This window comes from Providencia sp. PROV061 (assembly GCF_011045655.1).
GTDB lineage: Bacteria > Pseudomonadota > Gammaproteobacteria > Enterobacterales > Enterobacteriaceae > Providencia > Providencia hangzhouensis.
In genome coordinates this window covers 2,436,009-2,455,334 of the sequence record NZ_CP042861.1, presented here as the reverse complement: position 1 = coordinate 2,455,334, position 19,326 = coordinate 2,436,009, and the positions used below count along the sequence as shown (strand labels likewise).

Annotated in this window: 15 protein-coding genes; 11 read left to right on the top strand and 4 right to left on the bottom strand. The window is 41.0% G+C overall.

The genetic code is table 11. The features are described from left to right. Positions 1–75: 75 nt before the first annotated feature. A complete protein-coding gene (locus tag FVA72_RS11120) occupies positions 76–1,041 on the bottom strand; it encodes a threo-3-hydroxy-L-aspartate ammonia-lyase (protein ID WP_110591717.1) in 966 nt (321 codons plus the stop codon). Positions 1,042–1,068: 27 nt separating this feature from the next. After that, a complete protein-coding gene (locus tag FVA72_RS11115; protein ID WP_165119723.1) occupies positions 1,069–1,458 on the bottom strand; it encodes a RidA family protein in 390 nt (129 codons plus the stop codon). Between the two features lie 361 nt (positions 1,459–1,819). Between FVA72_RS11115 and FVA72_RS11110 the strand changes: the two genes are divergently transcribed. The 5 genes from FVA72_RS11110 to FVA72_RS11090 all read left to right on the top strand — a co-directional run bounded on the left by FVA72_RS11110 (position 1,820) and on the right by FVA72_RS11090 (position 12,533). Next, positions 1,820–5,554 carry a DUF4132 domain-containing protein gene (locus FVA72_RS11110; protein WP_110591719.1) on the top strand — a complete coding sequence of 1,245 codons (3,735 nt, stop codon included), beginning with the start codon at positions 1,820–1,822 and terminating at the stop codon, positions 5,552–5,554. Positions 5,555–5,578: 24 nt separating this feature from the next. Next, on the top strand, positions 5,579–6,688 hold the full coding sequence (locus FVA72_RS11105; protein ID WP_110591720.1) for an ATP-binding protein: 1,110 nt from the start codon (positions 5,579–5,581) through the stop codon (positions 6,686–6,688). 105 nt (positions 6,689–6,793) lie between these two features. Further along, positions 6,794–9,340: a DUF5682 family protein gene (locus FVA72_RS11100; RefSeq protein WP_110591721.1), complete on the top strand. Its 2,547-nt coding sequence runs from the start codon at positions 6,794–6,796 to the stop codon at positions 9,338–9,340. Then, positions 9,340–10,494, top strand: a complete 1,155-nt coding sequence (locus tag FVA72_RS11095; protein WP_110591722.1) for a VWA domain-containing protein — start codon at positions 9,340–9,342, stop codon at positions 10,492–10,494. Before FVA72_RS11100 ends, FVA72_RS11095 begins: the two co-directional genes overlap by 1 nt. After that, positions 10,491–12,533, top strand: a complete 2,043-nt coding sequence (locus FVA72_RS11090) for an SWIM zinc finger family protein (protein WP_137019018.1) — start codon at positions 10,491–10,493, stop codon at positions 12,531–12,533. The genes FVA72_RS11095 and FVA72_RS11090 overlap by 4 nt, the downstream gene beginning before the upstream one ends. 47 nt (positions 12,534–12,580) lie before the next feature. On the opposite strand, the gene FVA72_RS11085 is transcribed toward FVA72_RS11090, so the two are convergent. After that, complete coding sequence (locus FVA72_RS11085) at positions 12,581–13,075, bottom strand: MarR family winged helix-turn-helix transcriptional regulator (protein ID WP_110591724.1); 495 nt, start codon at positions 13,073–13,075, stop codon at positions 12,581–12,583. Positions 13,076–13,159: 84 nt separating this feature from the next. Here FVA72_RS11085 and FVA72_RS11080 point away from each other — a divergent pair, with 84 nt between their 5' ends. From FVA72_RS11080 to FVA72_RS11065, 4 genes are all read left to right on the top strand, one after another. Continuing rightward, entirely contained in the window at positions 13,160–14,032 is an 873-nt protein-coding gene (locus FVA72_RS11080) for an EamA family transporter (protein WP_110591725.1), read from the top strand. 106 nt (positions 14,033–14,138) lie between these two features. After that, on the top strand, positions 14,139–14,774 hold the full coding sequence (alkB, locus tag FVA72_RS11075; protein ID WP_110591726.1) for a DNA oxidative demethylase AlkB: 636 nt from the start codon (positions 14,139–14,141) through the stop codon (positions 14,772–14,774). Positions 14,775–14,968: 194 nt separating this feature from the next. Then, positions 14,969–15,994, top strand: coding sequence for a threonine aldolase family protein (locus FVA72_RS11070; RefSeq protein WP_110591727.1), 1,026 nt, complete (start codon positions 14,969–14,971; stop codon positions 15,992–15,994). Positions 15,995–16,096: 102 nt separating this feature from the next. Continuing rightward, positions 16,097–16,852, top strand: a complete 756-nt coding sequence (locus tag FVA72_RS11065) for a DUF4184 family protein (protein ID WP_004254341.1) — start codon at positions 16,097–16,099, stop codon at positions 16,850–16,852. On the opposite strand, the gene FVA72_RS11060 is transcribed toward FVA72_RS11065, so the two are convergent. Next, the gene (locus tag FVA72_RS11060; protein ID WP_137019016.1) at positions 16,849–17,436 is read right to left on the bottom strand and encodes a TetR/AcrR family transcriptional regulator; all 588 of its coding nucleotides are present in this window, start codon (positions 17,434–17,436) and stop codon (positions 16,849–16,851) included. The genes FVA72_RS11065 and FVA72_RS11060 overlap by 4 nt on opposite strands. 111 nt (positions 17,437–17,547) lie before the next feature. On the opposite strand from FVA72_RS11060, the gene FVA72_RS11055 reads away from it, so the two are divergent. Both FVA72_RS11055 and FVA72_RS11050 read left to right on the top strand, forming a co-directional pair. Continuing rightward, positions 17,548–18,765, top strand: coding sequence for an MFS transporter (locus FVA72_RS11055; RefSeq protein WP_110591729.1), 1,218 nt, complete (start codon positions 17,548–17,550; stop codon positions 18,763–18,765). Between the two features lie 64 nt (positions 18,766–18,829). Further along, positions 18,830–19,321: a GNAT family N-acetyltransferase gene (locus FVA72_RS11050; RefSeq protein WP_110591730.1), complete on the top strand. Its 492-nt coding sequence runs from the start codon at positions 18,830–18,832 to the stop codon at positions 19,319–19,321. The last annotated feature ends 5 nt before the right edge of the window (positions 19,322–19,326 follow it).

Sequence of the window (19,326 nt, the reverse complement as noted above, 5' to 3'; positions counted from 1 at the left end):
CTATTTTTTGTGTTGCTAATAGATGAAGGGCGGTGATCATTGTGAAACTAATTCTTTATAAAACTAGCGAGTTACTTATGAAACTAATTGTGCAAAGTGCCGAATATCAACATTGCCACCGCTGACAATGATCCCCACTCGCTTACCTTGGAACTGTTCTTTGTGGGCAAGGGCAGCAGCATAGGACAAGCAACCTGTCGGCTCAACGATAATTTTCATGCGTTCTGCATAAAATTTCATGCGGTCAATTAGCTGTTCATCGGTTACAGTGAAAATATCATCAACCTTATTTTTGATAACTGCAAAAGTGTAGTTACCTAGATGTTGGGTTTGGGCACCATCTGCGATAGTTTTTGGCGTGTCTATATGTACAATTTCCCCTCGACGAAATGATTGTTGTGCATCATTGCCCGCTAAAGGTTCAACCCCATAAATTTGGCAATTAGGCGATAATTGTCTGGTTGCAATGGCACACCCTGAGAGTAAGCCTCCTCCACCTAAGCAAACGAATAGGGCATCTAATTCACCTACTTCTTCAATCAATTCTTTGGCTGCTGTGCCTTGGCCAGCTATGACATCAGGGTGATCATACGGTGGAATAATGGTTAACCCCTGTTGGGCTGCGAGTTGCTGGCAAAGTACTTCTCTATCTTCTTTATAACGATCAAAACGGATAACGGTGGCCCCGTAACCTTGCGTAGCTGCAACTTTAACGGCAGGTGCATCATTGGGCATCAGAATGGTGGCCGGAATGTGTAGAAGTTGCGCCGCTAAAGCAATACCTTGCGCATGGTTACCAGAAGAAAATGCAATAACACCTGCTTTTTTCTGCTCGGGACTCAACAAACTCAACGCATTAAAGGCTCCGCGAAATTTAAAAGCCCCCATACGCTGGAAGTTTTCGCATTTAAAAAACAGTTCGGCCCCAAATTCTTTATTTGCGGTTGTTGAGGTAAGAACAGGGGTTTTATGCGCAAAACCCGCGATGCGTCGTGCAGCTGCTTCCACATCTTGATAAGTAGGTAATATTAATTCTGACATGATATAACCCCAATGAATAGTAAGTGATTAAGCAGACACTGCAACGGCTTCAATTTCTAAGGCTGCACCAAAATGCAGTTCAGCAACACCTGCGACAGCACGAGCTGGGCGATGGTCACCCATCCAATTAGCATAAATTTGGTTAAATAACGGCCAATTTTCCATATCTGCGATATAAACTCGGACTTGAACCAACTGTGCTTTACTACAGTTAACGGCATCTAAACATGCTTGTAAATTATCAAGCACAAGCGAGGCTTGCTTTTGGAATGACACGTCAATCACCGCATTCCCGAGCTTATCAACCGGTAATTGTCCTGAGATAAAAACCAAACCATTGGCAGTAACACAGTGTGAATAATGCCCTTTGGGGGCAATGAGTGTCGGTGCATTCACACACTCAATCCGTTGACTCATATTTACCTCATTATGCATAAAATACCCTGATTGGATTTTTAGTCTAATATTAGATTATGTGTTTAGTCAACGCTTTTCTTCGCGAAATAAATTCGATGTAAATAACAACAAACTGTTATCAGAATTGCCATCAACATAATAAAAAGAAAAATAGAGATATAAGACAGTTAATTAAATTATTTACTGGGCAAAAGTTAATTATCAAGAGTAAATCTACTGGGATATTCCTATAGGCAGAATTTAAATTGGCAGGGCAGATTGAGCGATATATCTTAATTAAAAATGATTAAGAATAATCAAATTGTGACGATATCATTAAAATGATAAGAAGTTGTTATATAAATACTTTTAGGGATATCACATGGCGAAGTTCACATTTAATCTTCTTTCAATTTTTGGGAAAAAAGAATCACCTGTTGCAGAACAATATTTACAAGAAGCGCTTTTGCCTTTGTCAGTATTAGATGAAGCATTGCCTAAAACTGTTTTAGAGTATGTGCTAGATGGAAAATCGCCAGAAGTATTGGTTCAACTAAGCCAATTAGATAACGAAAAAGCGGTTATTTTACTCGATAAACCTGGCACCGTAGATTGGTGGTGGGGGGGAAATAACTTTAACTCGAGCCAATATAATAAATTAATTCGCCAAGGGGCAAACGCAAGGCATAAATTATATTCAAAAGTGGGTGATGGCATTACTGCATCACAGATAGCCCGTTTTGCTAAAGTGTTAGCGGCGGCATGCCAAGATATCAATATCAAAGTATTAACACCTGAATTACCGTCATGGATGAGTTATTTAATGGGCGATGCTTTTGCAAAAACCTATGATAATTCGCGAGATACTAAGTTAGAACATCGAAAACATTGGCATTTTGACCTATTAACGGAAATCATCGCAAAAGAGACTGATAAACCGGCTAACACTATTTTATATATTATTTTCGACCGTCATCATTTATCCGATTATCATTATGATAACTTAAATCGGCTATTTTCCATTCCAGGTTTCAAAGCGTATTTAATCGCAGAGCAAGCATTTATTAAGCATACATTAGCCAATCATTTATCCGCTGCTGGGCAAATTCAATTAATCAACACTTTGAAGAAAGATGTTGAGCTTTATACGCTTTTCGCAGATATATTAGTTGCTTTTGCTACTAGTTCTTTAAAAACAGTACGTGCGGCTGCGGAACCGACAATGGCAATTTTACCTGCGCAATCGGTCACACAACATTTAACAAAAATTCTAACAGAGGGAACACCAAAACAGCGTACCCAAGCCGCGGATTTATTTGCCCGTATAGGGGAACACCGTGAGATATTAGAAGCTGCACTAACAACTGAAACCAATAAAACGGTACTTAAAAGTATTGAAAGTGCGATTTCGAGATTCTCAGTCATGGATACTGCCAGCCAAGTTGAAGAGACTGAGTTACCTGAACTCGTTGAATTAGAAGATACACCACTGCCTGAAAGTGCAAAAGAAATTTTAGTTAATAATTTCAATGAAATGCTGCAAAAAGCAAAAGAAAATGCAGAAAATGAAATTGAAGAAAATAAGAAACAGAAGCACAGCTACAATTGGGCGCAACGCCATTACAAAGAATTCCAAAAACTCAATGCGCAAGCTTGTTGCAAAGTGATTGATAAACTGAATTCAGGTAAAGAAATTATTACTGACCATGAATATAGCGTGGTGAAATTTAAAGAACGTATTACTAACTTGCCTGAGTTTACGTTATTCCATGCATTACGTCTGATTAGCCATAACCGAACAAATGAAGAACATTTATCCCATTATCATCTTACTCGGGAAGTTCCACCAAGAATTCTTGGGCAAATAGAATTGCGCCAATTAGAAAAAACGTTAACACAATGTCATTTTAAAAACGCAACACGGTTGATTGCAGACCTTTGCTTACGCTCATATGCCAATGGGTTAGCCATTTTTAACCAGCCAGCACAAGTTTGGCCGTTTTTCATTCAACATCCAGATTTTATTGCAGAAGCATTGGGTTTAATCCCTCAACAAGAAACTCAGCGCTATTACCAAGAATATGATGCGGCGAGTGGAATTGATGTGCTTACAATGTTGCCGACCATTCCTGCGCGATTTATTCCACGTATTATGGAGTTGGCACTAGGGGAAAATAAAACCCATCGTCTGAGTGCGCAGAAACTACTAGAGACATTACCGAATATTCATCTTAATGCAGCAGAAGGGTTAGAATCAGGCAAACAAGAAATTCGTGTCACTGCCATTGAATGGCTGGCACGCTTAAATAATCCAGATTCATTAAAACCACTCTACGCCTTATTAAAGAAAGAAAAACGGGAAGTTGTGCGGGCGGCCTTATTAACCGCTTTGGAACAATTTGGGGAAGATATTTCTGGTTACCTTGCACCTAAAGTGTTATTAGCTGAAGCGCAAAAAGGGCTAAAAGCGAAAGCGCCTGCCAGTATGGCATGGTTTAACCTAGATTCTTTGCCGGCATTAACTTGGCTAAATAATAAACCCGTAGAAGCAGATATTATTCGCTGGTGGGTGATCCTAGCGGTTAAATTAAAAATGCCAGCAGGGAATGGATTGCTACAACGTTATATTGGTTTGCTTTCGGTGGAGAGCCAAAAGAAACTAGGCAGTTTTATTTTAAATAGCTTTATCGGCCAAGATATTGCTGGGCCGTCATTAGAAATGGCAATGGCGGAAGCAGAACGTGATGCGCCAAAACGCTTAGCTAATTATCAAGATTGGGTGAAACGCTGGCCTGAATATTATAGTCAGTATGAAAACTATACTTTAGAACAGACATTTAATGAGATAAAAAATGAAGTTCTGCGCCGTTATTTAGGTTCCGCTATTAGTGATAAAGGAATGTTAGCCCTGATCTGTGGCATTGAAGGGCACCTTGCCGTGACCACATTGCGTAACTATATGCGTGATCACTACCAGCGCCGTGCACAAATTGAAGCCATGATTGATGCGGTTGCAACGAGTAATGACCCACTGATTATCCAACTATTATTGTCTCTTTCTCGTCGTTATCGTACCGCGTCAGTTCAGGAAAAAGCACGCGGGCTTGTTGCTCAAATTGCTGAACGTAATGGTTGGAGCGCAGATGAACTCGCAGATAGAACGATACCGACAGCCGGAATGGATGAAACAGGTATCTTGGCACTTGAATACGGTGACCGCACGTTTACCGCGAAACTGGACGCACAGCAAAAACTCGTTTTGTTTAATCCTGAAGGTAAAGAAATCAAAGCATTACCTGCTGCACGCAAAACAGACAATGAAGAATTAGCTAAAGAATCTAAAAAACTATTTACTGCGAGTAAAAAAGAGCTCAAGCAAGTGATTGAACTACAAACTGCACGTTTGTACGAAGCGATGTGTGCAGAGCGCCTTTGGACAACGGCAGACTGGCAGGAATATATTCAAGCACACCCAGTGATGCGTGGGCTTATCGAAAAATTAGTTTGGATAGAAACGAAAGACAACAACATTCTAAATGTATTTCGTCCATCAGACGATGGCAGTTTATTAAATTTAGATGACGATGAAATCACGTTATCCACTGATTCTTATATCAAATTAGCCCATGCTGCATTGGTCAGTGAAGATGAGCGAAAAGCGTGGATAACGCACTTTAAAGATTACAAAGTGAAATTTTTATTTTCACAAATGGAACATAAAGTCCCTGATCTGGATCTGAAATTAACTGAAATTGAAGACCGTAAAGGGTGGTTAACCGACACCTATACCTTGCGTGGCGTCTTGACGAAAATGGGTTACCAACGTGGGCAAGCGGAAGATGGTGGAAGCTTTACCCATTATGCAAAACATTTCGCTAGTTTAGGTTTTTATGTCTATATCGAGTTTAGTGGTAGCTATGTGCCAGAGGAAAATATCCCAGCCGTCTTATTTTCACTAAGCTTTGAAAAATCACAACAAAGCTCATGGAACCGCAGCTATATCGAGTTAAAAGATATCCCGCCTATTTTATTAGCTGAAAGCTATGCGGATTATTTAAAAGTTGCGGATGCGTGTGCAGGTTTTGACCCTGAATGGGAAAAGAAAACACCTTGGTAAGCGGGTTTAACGTAGGATTTTGGAATGACTAAAAATAAAACAACACAAGGGAATGTTCTGCGTGAAAGCGCAGAAATTCGTTTTGCCGATGAATTGGCACGTTTAACCGAAGCGGATAAACAAAACCCGAAACCACAAGGGTGGCTGCGTTCACCTCGTGCCGTTAGGCAATTTATTTTAGGTGATGAATCACTCAATATTTCTGCAAAGTTTTTCGGTGATGATGCTTTGGTTGACCGTGCAATTGTGACGTTATTAGGTAAGCAAGGACTAATGCTAGTAGGGGAACCCGGGACGGCAAAATCCATGTTATCTGAATTATTAGCTGCTGCAATTAGTGGTGATTCAGGTTTAACCATTCAAGGAACCGCGGGCACAACAGAAGATCACATTAAGTACTCATGGAATTATGCATTGTTATTGGCGGAAGGCCCGACGGAGAAAGCACTGGTTAGTTCGCCGTTATACCAAGGTATGCAAGAAGGTAAAATTGTGCGTTTTGAAGAGATCACACGATGCCCCCCTGAAATACAAGATGTGCTGGTTAGCTTGATATCAGAAAAGCAAATGATGATCCCTGAAATGAAAGACAATGCACGGATCAGCGCGAAACAAGGCTTTAATTTAATTGGTACAGCAAACTTGCGTGATCGCGGTGTTCATGAGATGTCATCAGCACTAAAACGCCGATTTAATTTTGAAACCGTGCGGCCAATCCAAGACCCTGCATTTGAAATTGAACTGATTAATAAGCAATTAGCCACAGAGTTAGCTGACCTGAACGGCCAAGTGACGATCCCAAGCAACGTGATCGAACTGTTGGTTACGACATTTCAAGAATTGCGCTCAGGAAATACTAAAGATGGGGGCAATATTAAAACGCCAGACGCGGTTATGTCGACAGCCGAGGCCGTTAATATTGCTTATGCATGTGCGCTTGAAGCTCATTACTTAGGCGATGGTACGCTCAATGCAGGAGCAGTTGCACGGCAGCTCATTGGCGTGGTTTTAAAAGATAACCCTGATGATATTAAACGGATGCGTTATTACATTGATAATGTCGCGAGAGAAAGGGCAAAACATAGCCAAGACTGGAAAGCCTTTTTTGATGCATCGAGGGCATTCTGGCAATAAGTTTTCATAACAAGGGTAGAACCGCTATGGTTCTACCCATTTATTGTCACGATGATTAAATCAGCAAAGGCCATTCAAGGCGAATAACCCTTAGGGAAATCAGCGGTGAGCTTGCTATCTATACCTTTACCAGAACGCATTGAAAATGCATTACACGACAGGCAACAACTTGAATCAGCCGGTATCTACTTTGCACCTATTCGGCATCATAGTCCCGCATGTGCATACAGCACGTTGTCTTTGATTGAACAAATCAAACCTGACTATGTTTTAATCGAGGGACCCGATAGTTTTAATGAGCTACTGACGAGCTTATTACATCATGATACCCAGCCCCCCGTCGCCATTATGGCGCAAACAGAATTAAAACCGACACAGACAGATGATAAAAGTGACACTGTCACTCGTTCTGCCTATTTCCCATTCTGTGAGTATTCCCCAGAATGGCAGGCTTTACAAATAGGTCAGCAATACCAAGCCCAGCTACGTTTTATTGACTTACCATGGACAGCGCAAGTTAATGAAGACGAAGCTAATGATATGCAATCTCAAAGTTTGCAGAAAGAGCGTTACTTAGCACATAGCTTATTTATTAGCCAGCTTGCGAAGAAAAGTGGTTGCCGTGACCATGATGAATTATGGGAACAAATTTTTGAATTAAGAACGATTGAACAACTGGCAGATTGGCCTGTATTTTTTATGGACAGCTTTATATGGTGTGCATTGGCACGACTTGATTATGAACCCCAAGTCCTTGAGTCAGAAGGTTCTATACAGCGTGAGCAATATATGCAAGCGCATATCCAAACCATTAAAGCCCAACATCCACAGGCTAAAATTGTGGTGGTAACGGGGGGCTTTCATACCCTTGCTCTTCTTGAAGGGTTGGAAGTGGCTCACAAACAACAATTTAAGCTTTCTGCGGCACAACAAAAAACGTTTATCCAACAGCAAAAACTGGGTGAACAAGACAAGGTTTGGTTCATTCGCTATAGCTATGACAAACTCGATGCATTAAATGGCTATGCATCAGGAATGCCGTCCCCCGCATTTTACCAACAATCATGGTTGTCATTGTTACAACAACGCCAAGCGCAGATAACAGGAGATAACCAGCCTACGCAAGCTTATCGAAATCGTCTAGGTGTTGCCTATCTTTCTAAAGTTGCGGATGTTTTACGTGAAAAGCAATTTGAAGCTGCTCCTGGTTTTTTATCGGTTAAACTAGCCGCAGAGCAAAGCATTCGTCTTGCCGCCTTTCGTGGGCATGCAGGCCCTGGGCGCTATGATCTGTTAGATGGGTTACAAAGTGTTTTTATCAAAGGTAGCTTAGATGAAAGCCAAATTGAGCTTTGGCAGGAAATAGAAACCTGTTTCTCTGGCTTTTTACTCGGGAAAATCCCCAAAGGGACAGCAACGCCTCCGTTGGTCACTGAAACTTATGAAATAGCAAAAAGTTTTCGTTTCAAGCTTGATGACACCTTAAGTAAGGTGAGTCGCTTAGATGTCTATCGTAATCAACAACATCGTGCGCGTAGCCGATTCCTACATTTATTAGCATTTCTTGATATCCATTTTGCTAAGCATCTGTCTGGGCCAAACTTTTTGTCTGGTAACCAAATGGATTTATTGTTTGAAGAGTGGCAATACGCGTGGACGCCCAATGTTGAAGGGGAATTGATTGCCTTATCGGAACAAGGAACACAATTAAAAACTATCGCGCTAAACCGTTTGTTTGAAATGGAAAGAAACCTAGAACAGCAAGGCGTTAGTCGTTCAAGCCAAAGTGCGGTCGCATTACTTATGCAGGCTGCATTAATTGGGCTGCATCAACGGATGCCTGCATTGTTTTCTTTGTTGGATGGCTATATTCAACAGGATGCAAAGTTTGAATCCTTGATAGCTTGTGGTCATAAGCTTGTTCATCTGTGGCGAGGGCGCCAATTCTTTGATATTGAAGATGGTTTTGCTATCGAAGCACGTTTAGATACCCTGTTGCAACAAGTGTTTTATTGCTTTGCACAAATTACACAAGGGGATGAACAGCAGCAGGAACACCATTTTTCAGCATTACTTGCTTGCCGTGAATTAATCACTTTTATGCCTGAAATTAATAAAAATCATGATTATAGCATCGATTTTTATCATGAATTAGACCGCTGTGAAGGGCAGTTAAACCATGCGCCTCTTTTAAAAGGTGCCGTGGATGCTTTGCGTTACCTTGGGGCGAAAATTGATGAAACCATCTTGATAGAGGAAATTAAACGCGCGTTCAGCACCGGTAGTGATCCCGAAATGGCAATTGGCTATTTTATTGGTGTAATGCGAACTGCACCCGAGTTGATCTTACGTATACCATTACTCATTGATATGTTAAATCAGTTGCTTAGTGAATGGGATGAAGGGCGTTTTATTCAGGTTTTACCTGATTTACGGTTTGCGTTTAGCCAGCTAACACCTAAACAAAATGCACAAATGGCACAATATGTGGCACAAGACTTAGCGATTGAGGCAAAAGAGCTCACACTGCACCAAACAGAATTTAATGAACAACAAATGATGCAAGTGATTCAACTCGAACAACAATTACAAAGCCAGCTCACTGAATTAGGGTTACAAAATTGGCTTATTAGCACTCAGGAAGGCAAATAATGAGTCAGAGAAATGTCACATTAACCCCTGAACAGCTTCAATTGGCTAAGCGCTGGCGTTTAATACTTGGGCAATATGCCGATAACGCACTTGGTCAGGCCGCCTTTAGTGCTGAAGAGTTAAAAATAGAACGCTCTTTGGACTTTTTATATCGTCGGGAATACCAACGCCGAGGTTTAAAGCAAGAAGCTGGGCGCCATGGTTCCTTAGATGCTTCTCAATTAACGGCGGTTAATTGGTTAAACCAAGCGCGTAAATTGTTCCCCAATAGTACCTTTGAGCGAATGCAATCCCAAGCATTAGAGCGTTATGAGATCAGTAGCTTATTAAAGGACCCACAAGCGCTAAATGCCATGGAGCCAACAAAATCTCTCGCAAAAGCGTTGTTAAGCCTACGCGGGAAGATGAACGAAGAAACCCGTGATGCCGTCAAAAATATTATACGCAAAGTGGTGGATGATATTTTGAGTCAAATGCGTAACCAATTTCGTCATGCATTAACAGGGCGGCGTAACCGTTTTCGACGCTCACTGGTACCAAACAGCCGTAATTTTGATTGGCGAGGAACTATTGCCGCCAACTTAAAGAATTATGATAAACAAAATCAACGATTAGTGATAAAAACGCCTCATTTTAATTCTCGTCAACAACAACACTTACCGTGGGATGTGATCCTGTGTGTGGACCAGAGTGGCTCGATGGCGAGTTCTATTATGTATGCGGCTGTATGCGCGAGTATACTCGCGGCATTACCGACAGTGCGTGTATCTTTAGTAATTTTTGATACTCAAGTGGTTGATTTAAGCCACCTTGCTCATGATCCTGTTGAAGTGTTAATGACAGTGCAATTGGGGGGCGGAACGGATATCGCTAAAGCCATGCAATATTGCGAAAGTTTAATCCGCAACCCAAAACGTACCGTGATTAGCTTAATCAGTGATTTTGAAGAGGGGGGCTCACTGAATCATTTACTCAATTGCACGCAACGCCTACATAGCCAACAAGTGAAGTTATTGGGTCTAGCGGCGTTGGATGATGAGGCACTGCCCGTTTATGATCCAGACATTGCCCAAAAACTCGCAGATAGAGGGATGCATGTTGCGGCATTAACACCGGAACATTTTGCACAATGGTTAGCAGAGGTCATGCAATGAGTTGGCAAAACAGTTACTTACAGTATGACGACGATGCATTAGCCGTATTTGCGAATGTGGGGTTACTTCGACGTGCACGTAAAGACGTTGAAAACCAAAAAGTTAACCCAACAGACTTAGACGCTGGAACATTCACGAGTGATGGGCAACGTGTTTCTTTAGATGCACAAGGGATCCAAAAAGCCACTTGTGATTGCCCAGCAACAGGGTGCTGTAAACACATTTTAGCGGCCGTTTTGTGGGTACAATCGAATGCAACCACAGAAATTGATTCAGCGGAGCCGATAGCCAGTGAAACGGTGCTAAGCGAATTATTAGCATTGTTACCAGAAAGCCTAATCAAGCAAGCTTCTAAGCCTGATATGCGTTTAGCGTTTAGATTTATACAGGAGTGGCAAGAAAAAGAATTAGTTTATGAAGCGCAATCGAACCAGTTAAAAATCATTCTACCAGAATATGATGAGCCAATTATTTATATGCGTGGTAGTGGTTTGCAGGGTATGATTTCGTCACTACCCGAAAAACAAAAAAATGCGGTTCATCTCGCTATTATTGCAAAATTAATGCTTCAGCATGGCCAAAAATGGCATTGGCCAGAGGAATTAACCGCAAGTCAAACTCATCAACAGGCGCTTAGTCAAGATGATAAAATGGTGATGAGTTCAATCGAACAATTCATTCAGGATATGTTACGACAAGGGCTATCGCATATTAGCCAAAGCAGTGCTAGCCAGTTGCAATTACTGAATATGTCAGCGCGTGCGGAAGGGTTGCCTCGCTTAGCCAATTATATGAGACGCCTTAGCCAGCAAGTCAGGCGGTTAGCTGATAAGCACTTTACAATGGATGAAGGGCAAGTTTTAAGGTTGATAGCTGAAATATCAGCTTATTTGCATCAATTATCAGCAGCAAATGAACATCAGCTTATTGAACTCAAAGGGTTGCAAAGGCGGCAGTATAGCGATCAACCCATAGAATTTGATTTATTGCCTATCGATGCAAATTGGTGGAAAACTGAAAGTGGTGCGATTGGTGCTACATTGAGTTTTTGGGATCGACAAAATAAAAAAATCATTCAATGCACGCAAGGTCGTAGTAATAGCCTTGACCCAACGTTTAATCGACAAAATGTTTGGCAAACTCTGGCGCTATGGAAACATACCGCCGAGAGTTTGATGAAAGTCTCCTTTAAATTGCATTCGCCACGGGTATCAGAGGAAGGTAAATTATCTGCCAGTGGTGAAAGCTATGCCGTTAGCAGTCAGGAAAAAGGGATAATAACCAATGATTACCTTAACATTAAAGCTGAATTTGGTTATACCGATTGGCAGTTAGCGGCGAATGAGTTGCCAACACTCACACAAGACAATAGGTTTTCCCCCGTTTTATTGCATATTGATGACTATGAGCCGCTTTATTGGGATGAAACAGAACAATGTGTCTTATGGGCGGTGACTGACTCACAAAAAAACCGAGCATTTTTACGGTTAAACTGGCAAGGGAGTGATGACCATAAAATTGAAGAATTGCGTTTTATTACAAAACAGCAATGGCCAATTTGTGCTGTTACGGTGCAGGTAAATCATTCGCAAGAGGCGATTCAGTTGGTACCTAAAACGCTATGGTTAAAAAAAGAACACAGCATTGAGTTGTTCTACTTAGACTTTGAAAGTACACCACGTAAGAAGCAACGTTCCGGTTTTTTTAATAAAATTATCGAATATATGGCGAAAAAACAGCAAAAAAGCCAAGCTTTTGTGCCTGAATTAACGTTAGCTAGCCAGCTTGTTCGGCCGATACTTTCAGTACTAGAAACGCAAGCGTGTACAGGAAGGCAATGTTTATCCCAAACTCAACAAAATGAAATCGCGTATGTCATTAGAACGCTTGAGGATTTGGGGGCTCTTTGGTTGGCTAATCAGTTTAAGCCATTGATTACCTCCAGTGACTTACAACCCCAAGTACTATTACAGTTAGTTTATTTATGTGACCGTTTTGAAAGGTTACAAATGCCATTGCCTTTTCAATTCAATGAATAATACGAGGGGGAGATATTTCCCCCTCGTATTATGCTCAAGACAGCGTGTTATTTTTCATTAGGCTCAAATGACGCTAAGAATGTTCGCAATAACTGATTCAATGCTTGTTGCTCTTGTGGTGACAATTTAGCAACGAGGCGAGCTTGGTTTTGTGTATGTACTTCAATAAGTTGGTTGATTAGCGTTAAGCCTTCGGTTGTTAATGAAACCAAAAAACCGCGGCCATCATCCGGGTTGGTATGGCGGCTGACTAACCCCGCTTTCTCTAATTGGTCTATTCGGTTGGTCATCGTCCCTGATGTGACCATCAACGTCGACAGCATTTCCCCTGGGCTTAGCGTATAGGGGGCTCCTGCACGGCGCAAAGTTGCAAGCACATCAAAACTTGAACGGTTAAGACCAAACTGAGCGAAGACCTTTTCCATTTCCCGAGTTAAGTGGTACGCGACATTACCCAACCGACCAATTAATCCCATTGGGCTAATATCGAGGTCAGGGCGTTCTCTTTCCCACTGTTGAGTGATTTTATCTATTCTATCCATAGGTAAATAATGGCGGTTATTTACCTTGACGTCAAGGTAAAATGCACATATCTTGAGGTCAAGATAAATTAAGAGAGTAGAAATATGGGTCGTATAACAGTTTTAGGATTGACTGCATTGGCACCGATTGTATGGGGGAGCACATACTTAGTGACAACAGAAATGTTACCCGCAGGGATACCATTAACATTGGCGGTATTGCGCGCTTTACCCGCAGGGTTACTATTGATACTCGTGCTGCGAAAACTTCCCGAGGGTATTTGGTGGTTACGTGTGGTGATATTAGGTGTTTTAAATTTTTCTTTATTTTGGTGGTTACTGTTTATTGCTGCGTATCGCTTACCTGGTGGTGTAGCTGCAACGGTTGGCGCCGTACAGCCATTAATTGTACTATTTCTAAGCTACTGGTTGTTAAATAATCGGTTATCAGCGGTATCCATTATCGCATCAATAGCGGGGGTATTCGGGGTGGCAATATTACTTTTAACACCGAATGCCGCCTTAGACCCTCTAGGCATTGTTGCAGGGTTAGCAGGCGCATTTTCAATGGCAACAGGGACGGTTTTGAGCCGCCGCTGGCAGCCACCAGTGAGTGCTTTAACCTTTACTTCATGGCAATTAACGGCGGGAGGCTTAGTGTTATTACCATTTGCCATTGTGTTTGAGCCGGCTTTGCCACCGTTAAGTTCATTAAATTTAATCGGATTGGGGTATCTAACGCTTATTGGGGGAGCATTGACTTACGCTTTATGGTTCCGTGGGCTTGCAATATTAGGCCCAAGCTCAGTTGCGTCACTGGGTTTTTTAAGTCCTGTGAGTGCAGTGATTTTGGGGTGGTTTTATCTCAATCAACAACTTAGCACCTTGCAATTTATTGGCATGGTTGTCATTTTACTCAGTGTGTGGGCGAGCCAACGAGCGGAAACAAAAAAAGTCACTTTAGCTTATCAACGTTAAAGGTATTTTGATGGTTGCTTATTTGTTGTGCTAAGCAACCTTTTTTCCTGTGTTAATATCCATTAGAGTATTCACTTGGATTATAAAAAAGTGACTAGTGACTAATATGTTATTTCCTGATGAAGATAATATCGTACAAATTGCACCAGAGGCTTTTTTACTCAAAGGTTTTTTACTGGGGCAAAGTGATGCATTATTGCAGTCATTAAGCAACGTTATTACTGCTAATCCATTAAGGCATATGGCAACACCCAATGGTTATCAAATGTCGGCAGCAATGACTAACTGCGGCGACTGGGGTTGGGTGACAGATAAAAAGGGTTATCGTTACAGTCAGCGTGACCCTGTCACGAATCAGCCGTGGCAACCTATGCCTATTTCGTTTGTTCAATTGGCAACTTCAGCAGCGAGTACCGCTGGCTTCGATCATTTTATCCCTGATGCTTGCTTAATTAACCGGTATGCAGTTGGCGCTGCAATGTCATTGCACCAAGACAAAGACGAAGCCGATTTCACTCATCCAATTGTTTCTTTTTCTTTAGGGCTACCCACAATATTTGATTTTGGTGGGGCAACCCGTGATGCGCCTAAAATCGCTGTTTATTTAGAACATGGGGATGTCTTGGTATGGGGCGGTCGGTCACGGTTAAATTATCATGGAGTACGTCGTATTAAATCAGGTGTACACCCGTTGTTAGGGCCTTACCGCTATAACTTGACGTTTAGGTGTTCTCAACCTTAAATTTGCCTTTTACAATATTCCAATTTATCAATTAAATTGACCATGAATGACTTAATATTTCATCTCAGTAGATTAAATAATACTAATCGTTAAATTTAGTATTTATATAGAAAAAATATCATTGAATAATAAATTAGATGCACCTATAAATGATGGTTATAAATTAATATAACTAGGTATTGGTAGGTAAGTGAATGTATAGCTTTTTAAATGATTATAATGAAATAGCTCACCCTGCAGTTATGCAGACTTTAAATGATTTATCAGGGAAACGTTTCAAAGGTTATGGCACTGATGAGGTTTGTAGCAGGGTTGCAGCTCAAATTAGATTAAGAATTGGCCAATCTGGTGCTCATGTTCATTTCTTTAATGGCGGTACAATTACTAACCTGACAACGATTTCCCATGTATTACGACCTCACCAAGCGGTGATCACCGTGGAGAGTGGCCATATCGCAGTCCACGAAACGGGGGCAATTGAAGCGACAGGCCATAAAGTCATTACCATTGACTCACCATCAGGTAAATTAACCCCCGCACATATTACTAAAGTGTTATCTGAGCATGGTGATGAACATACTGTCCAGCCTAAGCTTGTTTATATCAGTAATTCAACCGAAATTGGCACTGTTTACCGTAAACAAGAGCTAGTTACGCTACGCGAGATTTGTGACGCTCATAACTTACTGTTATTTATGGATGGTGCTCGCTTGTCTTCTGGTTTAATGTCGAAATATAGTGATTTAACCATTGAAGATGTCGCGAAATTGACCGATATTTTTTATATCGGTGGAACGAAAATAGGCGCATTAACTGGGGAGATCTTAGTAATTGTAAACCCTGCATTGCAATCAGATTTCCGTTTTAGTATTAAGCAAAAAGGTGGGTTACAAGCAAAAGGTTGGCTACTCGCTGCTCAGTTCGAACCACTGTTTAATGATGATTTGTATTTTAAGTTGGGAAGCCACCTTAATGAGATGGCATCACAATTAGCTTCATTTTTTACCGAAAAGGGCTTCCAGTTTCTTGCGCCTGTAGAATCAAACCAAGTTTTTGTTATTTTCCCCAATGCATTGGCGAATAAATTATTAACGCACTACCAGTTAAGTTTAATTTGTAAGCCGACACCGGAAACCACCTGTATTCGTTTTTGTACTTCGTGGTCAACAACTCAGCAAGATGTAGACAAATTAAAGCAGACTTTCCAAGCTTTACTTTAGGTAATTATCATCCCAGTAAATATTTCCGATATTTCGCCTATATTTATTGGGTTTTATTTATCATGATAGTGGCTTATTGATGACGTTAATGAGCAATTTACCATGCCTTGGACTTTTTCCCATCCTGCAGTCGTTTTTCCGATAAAACAAAGTCGATTTGGGCATTTTTTAAGCTTACCTGCCTTAATTTTAGGTAGCCTAAGCCCAGATCTATTTTATTCAATGATGTGGTACTCGGCAGCCACTACGGCTCATGACTTGATAGGCTGGTTATATACTGGCTTACCATTATGTTTACTCATCACTATTTTTGTACAAAAAAGTGTTTTTTATCTCCACTATGCTGTGCCATTTCCCTTGAAAAACAGGAGTGTAGGTTCATTTCGACAATTTTGTATTGTCGTGCTTTCCTTTTATATCGGTGCGGCAAGCCATATTATCTGGGATGCTTTTACTCATCAGTCAGGGGCTTTTGTTCGGCACGCTGAGTTTTTGCAGCTTGTCGTATTTAACATGACGGATAGCCAAGAAATTGCTATTTATAAATTACTGCAACACCTTGGCTCTTTATTGGGAGCGTTGTACTTGTTGATAAAATACACGCAGTACTACCGTCGGCAATCTGCAATTCAGCAGCAAGAGTATGCTAAAAAGTTAATGGCATTACTCAAGATTGCCATTGTTTCAGGATGTATTTCCTTACCATTTGCCTATAAATTAGCCATGAAAGGGGATGTATTTAGTTTCAATCGCTTTGTATATTTAGAACTAACACTACTAGTTCCTGTTTTTTTTACAGCAAGTATATTGTTTGCACTGATAAAATATCAGCGCCAGCGAAAGGCCACGCAAAGTTAGCCTTTTGTGAGTAATAACCCTGATAACATGATATCGATGGCAGCGATACTTTTCTTTAATCGCTGTTGACTATCACCTTGTGAAATCCAATATGCTGCTTCTGCGAGACCGCCATTAATTAAAAAAGCCAATGCATGGGTATCAATATCTTTAATAATGTCTTTTTTGGCAAGATCATAAAGTAAGCGTTCAATCTGTTCGGTACACTGTAAGTTTGATTTAGCTAAAAAATCGCCTAATACAGCTTTCGCGTCACGCAAAATAATTTGTTGGTATTCGGGCTCTAATGCCATTTCTAAGTAAGCATGACAGCGTTGACAGAAACTGTTCCATAAGTCTTCAGTATGGCGAGTAATTCCTTGTAACCGTGCGTTCATTTGTGAGTCGATTTGCTCAACAACGGCAGTAAATAAGCCTTGTTTGTCGCCAAAGTGGTGGTAAAGGGCACCGCGTGTGAGATTAACGCTTGCTGCAATTTCATCCATTGAAGTTTCTGCATAGCCGAGTCGGCTAAAGTGCTCTCGTGCTGTAGTTAGCAAATTTGCACGTGTTTCCGCCATTTGCGCTTGTGTTCTTCTTGCCATTAAAAACCTCTTACATACATGGCGTATAATTATTTACATTCAATGTGTATGATTATATCATAATTATACATACGCATCGTATGTATAATTAAATTTCATTTTGGAGTTCATATGATAGGTCGCTATCAGCAGTTATTTCAGGCAAAAGAAAACCAGCACTTTGTGATAGCAGGGTTATTGGCACGTTTAGCGTTACCAATGATGGGGATCGGGATCATTACCCTGTTAGCACAATTGAAAGGGAGCTATACCTTGGCAGGGCTTGTTTCTGCCACCTTTGTATTAACTTATGCGTTGCTATCTCCGCAAGTCTCCCGCTTAGTGGATAAATTTGGTCAATTTCGCGTCTTGCCGGTGGTAACTGCTGTCAGTGTACTCGGTGTTTTTATTATCATCATCACTACGTGGTTATCATTACCCGATATCGGCTTATTTATCGGGGCACTGTTAACGGGAGCAATGCCAAGTATGTCTGCCATGGTAAGGGCAAGGTGGACAGCACAGTATAAAGATCAGCCCGTATTACAAACGGCGTATTCATTAGAAACCGTATTTGATGATGCGACTTTTATTGTTGGCCCACCGTTATCTGTCGGGATCAGTGTTGCTTTATTTCCTCAAGCGGGTTTACTGGTTGCAGCGATTCTACTCGCTGTGGGGATGGCATTGTTTATTTCACAACGCAGCACTGAACCTAAAGTAGTTGTATCTGATCATCTTGTAATGCCGAATAAATCAATTATTTCAATGGTTGGATTGCAGTTATTGATTGTGTTGATGGTTGCTTTAGGTGTAATTGTTGGCAGTGTGGATATCTTGAGTGTCACTTTGGCTCAATTACAACAGCAACCGGCGATGGCCAGTTTAGTGTTATCGGCCTATGCAGTCGGTTCATGTGCAATGGGGATCGTATTTGGAGGGTTAACCTTTAACACACCTTTGCCACGCTTACTCTTCCTCAGCGGCTTAATGACGTTTCTTTCTATTGTACCAATGTGGTGGGTCGTAGGGGTTTATTCTTTATCTGTGGTGGTGTTTATTTCAGGGTTGTTCTTTGCACCGACGATGATCATTGCAATGACATTAGTTGAGAAAATTGTTCCGCAAAATAAATTAACAGAAGGAATGACCTGGTTACTTGCTGGGTTAAATATCGGTGTTGCAATTGGTGCAATGTTAACGGGTAAAATGGTGGATACCTACGGCCCTTACGCAGGTTACGCCGTTGCTATCTCTAGCGGTGTTTTAGTTTTAATTTCAACATGGTTGAGTTACTTACGCGATAAAACCCAACAAAAAGTAGCAGTTGAATGCGAAAATGGCCATTAAAAACAACGAAAAAATAAACCATGTAGTGATAAAATCATAAAAAATTATTTAATGAGGTAACCTAATGCACTCTCCAGTATTTCGAGCGGCCACACTCGGTGATGTTGACTCCTGTTATGCGATTGAAGTCGAATCCTATGAAGGGGATGAAGCGGCAACAAGAGAAAAAATAGCCACGCGTATCCAACAATATCCAGACGGTTTTTTATGTATGGAATTAGCTGGAGAAGTGGTTGGTTTTATTAATGCGGGTTGTGCATGGGAGGTTGTAATGTCTGATGAGGAATTTAAAGAACTCATTGGACATGACCCAAAAGCACCGAATGTCGTTATTATGTCAGTGGTCGTGCATCCCAAATATCAAGGTAAAGGTTATTCGTCCTTACTGATGAAAACATTTATTAATTCCATGAAGGAGAAGAATAAAGAAACAATTCATCTTATGTGCAAAGAACGCCATATTGACCTGTATAAGCACTTTGGCTACCAATATGTTAAACCGTCAGAATCCGATCATGGTGGAATGACGTGGCATGAAATGGTGATGAAATTGTAAAATGT

Excerpts from the sequence above, each read along its gene's own strand:
- FVA72_RS11120 (WP_110591717.1), bottom strand. The coding sequence starts at position 1,041 with ATGTCAGAATTAATATTACCTACTTATCAAGATGTGGAAGCAGCTGCA.
- FVA72_RS11115 (WP_165119723.1), bottom strand. The coding sequence starts at position 1,458 with ATGAGTCAACGGATTGAGTGTGTGAATGCACCGACACTCATTGCCCCC.
- FVA72_RS11110 (WP_110591719.1), top strand. The coding sequence starts at position 1,820 with ATGGCGAAGTTCACATTTAATCTTCTTTCAATTTTTGGGAAAAAAGAA.
- FVA72_RS11105 (WP_110591720.1), top strand. The coding sequence starts at position 5,579 with ATGACTAAAAATAAAACAACACAAGGGAATGTTCTGCGTGAAAGCGCA.
- FVA72_RS11095 (WP_110591722.1), top strand. The coding sequence starts at position 9,340 with ATGAGTCAGAGAAATGTCACATTAACCCCTGAACAGCTTCAATTGGCT.
- FVA72_RS11090 (WP_137019018.1), top strand. The coding sequence starts at position 10,491 with ATGAGTTGGCAAAACAGTTACTTACAGTATGACGACGATGCATTAGCC.
- FVA72_RS11085 (WP_110591724.1), bottom strand. The coding sequence starts at position 13,075 with ATGGATAGAATAGATAAAATCACTCAACAGTGGGAAAGAGAACGCCCT.
- FVA72_RS11080 (WP_110591725.1), top strand. The coding sequence starts at position 13,160 with ATGGGTCGTATAACAGTTTTAGGATTGACTGCATTGGCACCGATTGTA.
- alkB (WP_110591726.1), top strand. The coding sequence starts at position 14,139 with ATGTTATTTCCTGATGAAGATAATATCGTACAAATTGCACCAGAGGCT.
- FVA72_RS11070 (WP_110591727.1), top strand. The coding sequence starts at position 14,969 with ATGTATAGCTTTTTAAATGATTATAATGAAATAGCTCACCCTGCAGTT.
- FVA72_RS11065 (WP_004254341.1), top strand. The coding sequence starts at position 16,097 with ATGCCTTGGACTTTTTCCCATCCTGCAGTCGTTTTTCCGATAAAACAA.
- FVA72_RS11060 (WP_137019016.1), bottom strand. The coding sequence starts at position 17,436 with ATGGCAAGAAGAACACAAGCGCAAATGGCGGAAACACGTGCAAATTTG.
- FVA72_RS11055 (WP_110591729.1), top strand. The coding sequence starts at position 17,548 with ATGATAGGTCGCTATCAGCAGTTATTTCAGGCAAAAGAAAACCAGCAC.
- FVA72_RS11050 (WP_110591730.1), top strand. The coding sequence starts at position 18,830 with ATGCACTCTCCAGTATTTCGAGCGGCCACACTCGGTGATGTTGACTCC.